We start from the raw sequence: 7,566 nt of genomic DNA on the forward strand, positions 1-7,566 counted from the left end.
GGAGGATAAATCCAATGAATAAATCAAAAACAATACTAAATGTTCTTATCCTAAGTATCATTTTATGGGTTGCTACACTACTATTTTATACAGATAAAATATCGTTTAAATCAATAGATAATGGTTCAGATATTATTGAAGTCATCAATAATCACCCTCAGTATGATGATGGGATATACTTTGGTCTCGCAAAAGAAGATTCGGACTACGTTAATGTTAAAGTATCCGTCCATGACCGACAAATTGAGGATGTTCAAGTGCTAGACTATGCTAGCGAAGCAGAGGATGCTGAAAAAATTATCAAGCATTTCCCATCATTAATTGTAATGGCAAATTCCCCCGATATTGAGGGAGAAACCCTTGATTCACGACCTTTAATTGAATTAATTAAAGCATCGGTTCGTCAAGCACTAGAACAGCCTGCTGCCATCGATCAACAAGTAACTCCTACAACAACCGCAGTCACAGAAGATGAAACAACTAAGGTTATCGAAAAAACTGAAGAAACTGAAGAAACAAGTAATGTCGAAGAAACATCTGCTGAATCTACCTCACTTGAAGCAACCAACGAAACGAATGAAATAACTGAGGAAGAATCCAGCGAAGAAGATGACCTAGCAACGACGATTGAACCCGAAACTACCATATCAAACGGAAAATATACGGGTAAATCAAAGAAAGATCATCATGAAGTTGAAGTCGAAGTTACACTTAAAGATGCACAAATTAAATCTATTAAATTTTTAAATATTAATTCTGATCAAATGGCAAAAAATAAAACATACCAGTTAATCTCTCAATCAATTATTAACTCAAACTCTACTCAATTGAATTTAAGTCAACCAACTTCATTAGCTGAAGCTATTATCGAAGCAGTTGAGGATGCTATCAATCAAAGTCGTTAAACATCTCATTAAATCAAAAATAGCGGCGTGCTTTAATTGGCATGCCGTTATTTTTGTTTGATTATTATTTAGCAAGGTAATCCTTAATAACATCAACTTTATCAAGTTTTTCCCAAGTAAACTCTGGTAGATTGCGTCCGAAATGACCATAAGCTGCTGTCTTACGATAACGTGGTTGACGTAAATCTAGCATTGATATAATTCCATTTGGCGTTAAATCAAAAAGATCACGAATCAATTTGATAATTACCTCATCTGGGTACTGAGCCGAATTATATGTATTCACATAAATACTCGTAGGCTCACTAACTCCAATCGCATAAGCAAGCTGAATCTCAAGTTCCTTAGCCACACCGGCTGCCACTAAGTTTTTAGCAATATAGCGGGCTGCATATGATGCAGAACGGTCAACTTTGGTGCAGTCTTTCCCTGAAAATGCTCCTCCTCCATGGTGTGCAACACCCCCATAAGTATCTACGATGATTTTACGCCCTGTTAATCCCGAATCGCCTACTGGACCTCCAATAACAAATTTACCGGTCGGATTAATAAAAATACGTGTTTCATCATCTAACCATTTCTCATATACAATCGGTTCGATTACATGTTGGATAATATCTTTGCGAACTTGCTCTAATGTAACCTCTTCAGCATGTTGAGCACTAATTACTAAGTTATCGATACGAATCGGCCGACGATGTTCATCAAATTCAAAGGTAACTTGTGTCTTACCATCTGGTCCTAAATAAGGTACAATTCCAGATTTACGTACAAAAGCAAGGCGTTCTGCTAATTTGTGGCTGAGTAAGACAGTTAAAGGAATATATTCTTTCGTATCATCAGTTGCATAGCCAAACATAATTCCCTGGTCTCCTGCACCAATTAACTGTTCAGAATCTGCTGCTCGAGATTCTAATGCATGGTCTACCCCTTGCGCAATATCAGGTGATTGTTCATCAATAGATACCAACACAGCTACATTATCAGCATCAAATCCATATTTGAAATTTTCATAGCCAATCTCTCGGATGGTCTCTCTAACGATGGATTGAATATCAACATACGCTGTTGTAGTAATTTCTCCAAAAACAAGTACTAGACCGGTATTAACAGCTGTCTCACATGCTACCCGTGCATTTGGATCTTGCTCTAAAATGGCGTCTAAGATAGCATCGCTAATTTGATCTGCTACTTTATCGGGATGTCCTTCAGTGACAGATTCCGATGTAAATAAATAATTTTTATTCAATGTATTTTCCCCCATTTATATATTGGTTACAAGGCAACATTCAATTAAATTGAATCCCTATCGGGAATAATGATGTGTAACATATGAATTATAACACTGCGTATATGAATAATCTAGTAAATGAGGTTTGAATCTTGTATCAAACTCAAATATTAGATAAGATATACATAACATATTCACCAAGAAAGGGAATTTATGAAAAATATAATTAAAACATTACAATTACCTATAACAAAATTATTGTTATATCCCTTATCAACAGTTTTGTTTGGCCTTATTTATGGGTATTTCACTTCAAATGTATTTAATTTTATGACATCTATATTACTTTGTGTAATGGTGATGGGTGCCGAGACTACTCACTATCTTTTTCATTTAAAAACAGATCGATATTATGATCATCCTAAACTAAACATCTTTTTGATTATTTCGGAAGCAATCTTAACTATTGCTTTACTCACACTATTTTTTAGGATGAATTGGCGAATCAACCTACTTTTATTTATGTATGTAGCCTTTATTCATCTACAATATTTCCCATTTAATTTTTCAGGGACAATTTACCAAATAATCTTAAAGGTAATGTTTAACGGATTCATCCTTAATTGTATAGCCTTATATTCTCAAATACACAGTCTACCAAAAGAGCAATTAATAGCTTTTATTCCATTAGTTTTTATTCAGTTTGCGATTAGCTTAAGTTCTTACAATATGTGCTGTTATTATAAATACTTAACCCCTGCGATTCAACCAAAAATGATTAATCGTATAATGATTATCAGTTCGTTTATCGCCGTTAGTTTAGGGGTATACTTAAGTTTACCATCCACATTCTATTACCTCGCACAGATTATATTTGTATTGTTATCCGTATTTCTGCTAGTACCCATTGTCAATCCAGTTAAAAATGAAGTTCAAATGAATCATAAACATTATTATCTCTGTTCTATCAGTACCATTATTACATTACTATACGCCATTGCCTATTATTACTAAACTGATTTATCCATTCAAAAAGAGGGTTAGTGAAAGCACAAATCTTTCACTAACCCTCTCTTTTGATTAAAAAAATAACAAAATAAAAAAGCCTAACGGCTTCTTAAAATACCCTACTCGTGATAAGCGGGTGACGAGAATCGAACTCGCGACAACAGCTTGGAAGGCTGTAGTTTTACCACTAAACTACACCCGCATAAAAACGGTCCGGACGGGACTCGAACCCGCGATCTCCTGCGTGACAGGCAAGCATGTTAACCACTACACCACCGGACCTAGATAAAATAGATTAAAATGATCCGTACGGGATTCGAACCCGTGTTACCGCCGTGAAAGGGCGGTGTCTTAACCACTTGACCAACGGACCTTAAAAAAATGTTTTTATAAGGAAGTGCTTATCGTTAACTGCACTAAGGTTAGCTCCAGATTGGTTATGCTTAGCAGTTAACAGCTAACCACTTGACCAACGGACCTTAATATAATTACAACGGAGAAGGAGGGATTTGAACCCTCGCGCCGCGTAAATGCGACCTATGCCCTTAGCAGGGGCACCTCTTCAGCCTCTTGAGTACTTCCCCAAAATCCAAGATATAAGCAATGGGCCTGAGTGGACTCGAACCACCGACCTCACCCTTATCAGGGGTGCGCTCTAACCAGCTGAGCTACAGGCCCATTATAGAAAAAAAGCGGGTGACGAGAATCGAACTCGCGACAACAGCTTGGAAGGCTGTAGTTTTACCACTAAACTACACCCGCAAAATAAAAAATTGCGGGGGTAGGATTCGAACCTACGACCTTCGGGTTATGAGCCCGACGAGATGCCAGCTTCTCCACCCCGCGATAATAAAAAAGGAGGATGAGGGATTCGAACCCCCGCACGGTTTGACCCGCCTTTCGGTTTTCAAGACCGACCCCTTCAGCCAGACTTGGGTAATCCTCCATAATAATACAATAATTTTTTCAGACCCTTAATGGACCTTGTAGGACTCGAACCTACGACAAGACGGTTATGAGCCGCCTGCTCTAACCAACTGAGCTAAAGGTCCAAAATCACAATAGCGGCGAAGGGGATCGAACCCATGACCTCCCGGGTATGAACCGGACGCTCTAGCCAGCTGAGCTACACCGCCATATTAACAAAATGGAGAATAGCGGGATCGAACCGCTGACCTCCTGCGTGCAAAGCAGGCGCTCTCCCAGCTGAGCTAATTCCCCATCAATCGGGAAGACAGGATTCGAACCTGCGACCCCTTGGTCCCAAACCAAGTGCTCTACCAAGCTGAGCTACTTCCCGGAGTACACACCCTGCAGGAGTCGAACCTGCAACCGCTTGATTCGTAGTCAAGTACTCTATCCAATTGAGCTAAGGGTGCATAAGTATTAAATTAAATAAAGCAGGTGTATGCCGAGGGCCGGAGTCGAACCGGCACGGAGATCACTCTCCGCAGGATTTTAAGTCCTGTGCGTCTGCCAATTCCGCCACCCCGGCAATAAGCCGTATGAAACACACTTGGCAAAGCGGAAAACGGGGTTCGAACCCGCGACCCCAACCTTGGCAAGGTTGTGCTCTACCACTGAGCTATTTCCGCGTATTATGCCGGCTAAAGGACTTGAACCCTCGACCCTCTGATTACAAATCAGATGCTCTACCAACTGAGCTAAGCCGGCTTGATTAAATTATTATGCGGGTGAAGGGACTTGAACCCCCACGCCCGAAAGCGCTAGATCCTAAATCTAGTGCGTCTGCCAATTCCGCCACACCCGCTTGATAATGCTGTAAAAGCTTGGCATATTGTACTATTAACTTGATTAATAGTAATGACCCGTGCAGGACTCGAACCTGCGACCCACTGATTAAAAGTCAGTTGCTCTACCACCTGAGCTAACGAGTCAGATTATAAGTGGAGGATGACGGGATCGAACCGCCGACCCTCTGCTTGTAAGGCAGATGCTCTCCCAGCTGAGCTAATCCTCCGTATAAAATAATTCAGCGTGGCGACGACCTACTCTCACAGGACCCAAGGTCCAACTACCATCGGCGCTAAGAAGCTTAACTGCTGTGTTCGGGATGGGAACAGGTGTGTCCTTCTTGCAACCATCACCACACTAAATTATCTGAATGAACCTTTGTCCACTCAAAACTGAATATCTCTTCCAAAAGTGACCTAAAACTAACTGACTCGTGGTTAAGTCCTCGACCGATTAGTACTAGTCCGCTCCATACATCACTGCACTTCCACTTCTAGCCTATCTACCTGATCGTCTCTCAGGGGTCTTACTTCTTACGAATGGGAAATCTCATCTTGAAGCTGGCTTCGCACTTAGATGCTTTCAGCGCTTATCCATCCCGCACATAGCTACCCAGCAATGCTCCTGGCGGAACAACTGGTACACCAGCGGTGCGTCCATCCCGGTCCTCTCGTACTAAGGATGGCTCTTCTCAAATTTCCTACGCCCGCGACGGATAGGGACCGAACTGTCTCACGACGTTCTGAACCCAGCTCGCGTACCGCTTTAATGGGCGAACAGCCCAACCCTTGGGACCGACTTCAGCCCCAGGATGCGATGAGCCGACATCGAGGTGCCAAACCTCCCCGTCGATGTGAACTCTTGGGGGAGATAAGCCTGTTATCCCCAGGGTAGCTTTTATCCGTTGAGCGATGGCCCTTCCATACGGTACCACCGGATCACTAAGCCCGACTTTCGTCCCTGCTCGACTTGTAGGTCTCGCAGTCAAGCTCCCTTCTGCCTTTGCGCTCTGCGAATGATTTCCAACCATTCTGAGGGAACCTTTGGGCGCCTCCGCTACGCTTTAGGAGGCGACCGCCCCAGTCAAACTGCCCACCTGACACTGTCTTCCGTGTGCTACACGCGAGTTAGAGGGACCATCTGTCAAGGGTAGTATCCCACCAACGCCTCCCTGTAATCTGACGACCACAGTTCCTAGGCTCCTACCTATCCTGTACATGACAAACAATCACTCAATATCAAGTTGCAGTGAAGCTCCATGGGGTCTTTCCGTCCTGTCGCGGGTAACCGGCATCTTCACCGGTACTATAATTTCACCGAGTCCCTCGTTGAGACAGTGCCCAAATCGTTACGCCTTTCGTGCGGGTCGGAACTTACCCGACAAGGAATTTCGCTACCTTAGGACCGTTATAGTTACGGCCGCCGTTTACTGGGGCTTCAATTCGTACCTTCGCCGAAGCTAAGCACTCCTTTTAACCTTCCAGCACCGGGCAGGCGTCAGCCCCTATACGTCACCTTTCGGTTTGGCAGAGACCTGTGTTTTTGATAAACAGTCGCTTGGGCCTATTCACTGCGGCTGACATACGTCAGCACCCCTTCTCCCGAAGTTACGGGGTCATTTTGCCGAGTTCCTTAACGAGGGTTCGCTCGCTCACCTGAGTGTTCTCCACTTGACTACCTGTGTCGGTTCTCGGTACGGGTTGGTTAAACTCGCTAGAAGCTTTTCTCGACAGTTTGATCTATTCACTTCGCTACTATACTTCGCTCCCCATCACACCTTACCCATCAGCCATAAGCATTTCACTCATGACAAAGCTCGGTGCTTGGACGCCCTATTCCATCAGGGCGATGAACACAACCTCCTGTGTCCCTCCATCACTCAATCGTTTAATCCAAGTACAGGAATCTCTACCTGTTATCCATCGCCTATACCTATCGGCTTCAGCTTAGGTCCCGACTAACCCTGGGCGGACGAGCCTTCCCCAGGAAACCTTAGTCTTTCGGTGGACGGGATTCTCACCCGTCTTGCGCTACTCATACCGGCATTCTCACTTCTATACGCTCCACCACTCCTCACGGTATGGCTTCACCGCCTATAGAACGCTCTCCTACCATCCTTACGGATCCACAGCTTCGGTGTTCAGTTTAGCCCCGGTACATTTTCGGCGCAGAGTCACTCGACTAGTGAGCTATTACGCACTCTTTCAAGGGTGGCTGCTTCTAAGCCAACCTCCTAGTTGTCTGGGCAACTCCACATCCTTTTCCACTTAACTGATACTTAGGGACCTTAGCTGGTGGTCTGGGCTGTTTCCCTTTTGACTACGGATCTTATCACTCGCAGTCTGACTCCCAAAGATAAGACAATGGCATTCGGAGTTTATCTGAACTTGGTAAACCATAAGGCCCCCGCATTCAAACAGTGCTCTACCTCCATCGCTCTCACTTTGAGGCTATACCTAAATATATTTCGGAGAGAACCAGCTATCTCCAAGTTCGATTGGAATTTCTCCGCTACCCACACGTCATCCAAATACTTTTCAACGTATCCTGGTTCGGTCCTCCAGTGCGTCTTACCGCACCTTCAACCTGCACATGGGTAGGTCACTTGGTTTCGGGTCGACAACCATTGACTCCTCGCCCTATTCAGACTCGCTTTCGCTACGGCTC

Annotated in this window: 2 protein-coding genes, 19 tRNA genes, 2 rRNA genes and 1 riboswitch; of the genes, 1 reads left to right on the forward strand and 22 read right to left on the reverse strand. The window is 43.7% G+C overall.

Annotated elements, in window-relative coordinates; all coding sequences use genetic code 11:
* Positions 1 to 14 precede the first annotated feature (14 nt).
* Positions 15 to 905: an FMN-binding protein gene (locus HMPREF9707_RS04105; RefSeq protein WP_006701446.1), complete on the forward strand. Its 891-nt coding sequence runs from the start codon at positions 15 to 17 to the stop codon at positions 903 to 905.
* A gap of 64 nt (positions 906 to 969) precedes the next feature.
* Here HMPREF9707_RS04105 and metK read toward each other — a convergent pair whose 3' ends face one another.
* The 22 genes from metK to HMPREF9707_RS04220 all read right to left on the reverse strand — a co-directional run.
* The gene (gene metK / locus HMPREF9707_RS04110) at positions 970 to 2,154 is read right to left on the reverse strand and encodes a methionine adenosyltransferase (protein WP_006701447.1); all 1,185 of its coding nucleotides are present in this window, start codon (positions 2,152 to 2,154) and stop codon (positions 970 to 972) included.
* A riboswitch (SMK box riboswitch) is annotated at positions 2,152 to 2,239 on the reverse strand. (Overlaps the previous gene by 3 nt.)
* Positions 2,240 to 3,275: 1,036 nt before the next feature.
* Positions 3,276 to 3,346: transfer RNA gene (locus HMPREF9707_RS04120), tRNA-Gly, on the reverse strand.
* Between the two features lie 7 nt (positions 3,347 to 3,353).
* Positions 3,354 to 3,426: transfer RNA gene (locus tag HMPREF9707_RS04125), tRNA-Asp, on the reverse strand.
* 19 nt (positions 3,427 to 3,445) lie between these two features.
* Positions 3,446 to 3,517: transfer RNA gene (locus HMPREF9707_RS04130), tRNA-Glu, on the reverse strand.
* Positions 3,518 to 3,638: 121 nt separating this feature from the next.
* A tRNA-Ser gene (locus HMPREF9707_RS04135) sits at positions 3,639 to 3,728 on the reverse strand.
* A 20-nt stretch (positions 3,729 to 3,748) separates the two neighbouring features.
* Positions 3,749 to 3,822, reverse strand: a tRNA-Ile gene (locus HMPREF9707_RS04140).
* Between the two features lie 13 nt (positions 3,823 to 3,835).
* A tRNA-Gly gene (locus tag HMPREF9707_RS04145) sits at positions 3,836 to 3,906 on the reverse strand.
* Positions 3,907 to 3,917: 11 nt separating this feature from the next.
* Positions 3,918 to 3,990, reverse strand: a tRNA-Met gene (locus tag HMPREF9707_RS04150).
* Positions 3,991 to 4,000: 10 nt separating this feature from the next.
* Positions 4,001 to 4,090 (reverse strand) — tRNA-Ser (locus tag HMPREF9707_RS04155).
* Between the two features lie 32 nt (positions 4,091 to 4,122).
* Positions 4,123 to 4,196 (reverse strand) — tRNA-Ile (locus HMPREF9707_RS04160).
* 10 nt (positions 4,197 to 4,206) lie between these two features.
* Positions 4,207 to 4,280, reverse strand: a tRNA-Met gene (locus HMPREF9707_RS04165).
* 12 nt (positions 4,281 to 4,292) lie between these two features.
* Positions 4,293 to 4,365, reverse strand: a tRNA-Ala gene (locus HMPREF9707_RS04170).
* Between the two features lie 5 nt (positions 4,366 to 4,370).
* Positions 4,371 to 4,444, reverse strand: a tRNA-Pro gene (locus HMPREF9707_RS04175).
* 5 nt (positions 4,445 to 4,449) lie between these two features.
* Positions 4,450 to 4,523 (reverse strand) — tRNA-Arg (locus HMPREF9707_RS04180).
* A gap of 30 nt (positions 4,524 to 4,553) precedes the next feature.
* Positions 4,554 to 4,639 (reverse strand) — tRNA-Leu (locus HMPREF9707_RS04185).
* A 28-nt stretch (positions 4,640 to 4,667) separates the two neighbouring features.
* A tRNA-Gly gene (locus HMPREF9707_RS04190) sits at positions 4,668 to 4,739 on the reverse strand.
* 6 nt (positions 4,740 to 4,745) lie between these two features.
* Positions 4,746 to 4,818, reverse strand: a tRNA-Thr gene (locus tag HMPREF9707_RS04195).
* A 15-nt stretch (positions 4,819 to 4,833) separates the two neighbouring features.
* Positions 4,834 to 4,915 (reverse strand) — tRNA-Leu (locus HMPREF9707_RS04200).
* A gap of 54 nt (positions 4,916 to 4,969) precedes the next feature.
* Positions 4,970 to 5,042 (reverse strand) — tRNA-Lys (locus HMPREF9707_RS04205).
* 10 nt (positions 5,043 to 5,052) lie between these two features.
* Positions 5,053 to 5,125: transfer RNA gene (locus HMPREF9707_RS04210), tRNA-Val, on the reverse strand.
* 15 nt (positions 5,126 to 5,140) lie between these two features.
* Positions 5,141 to 5,256: ribosomal RNA gene (rrf, locus tag HMPREF9707_RS04215) — 5S ribosomal RNA — on the reverse strand.
* Between the two features lie 76 nt (positions 5,257 to 5,332).
* Positions 5,333 to 7,566, reverse strand: a 23S ribosomal RNA gene (locus HMPREF9707_RS04220); the annotation flags it as partial.

The organism is Falseniella ignava CCUG 37419 (assembly GCF_000301055.1).
Classification (GTDB): Bacteria; Bacillota; Bacilli; order Lactobacillales; family Aerococcaceae; genus Falseniella; species Falseniella ignava.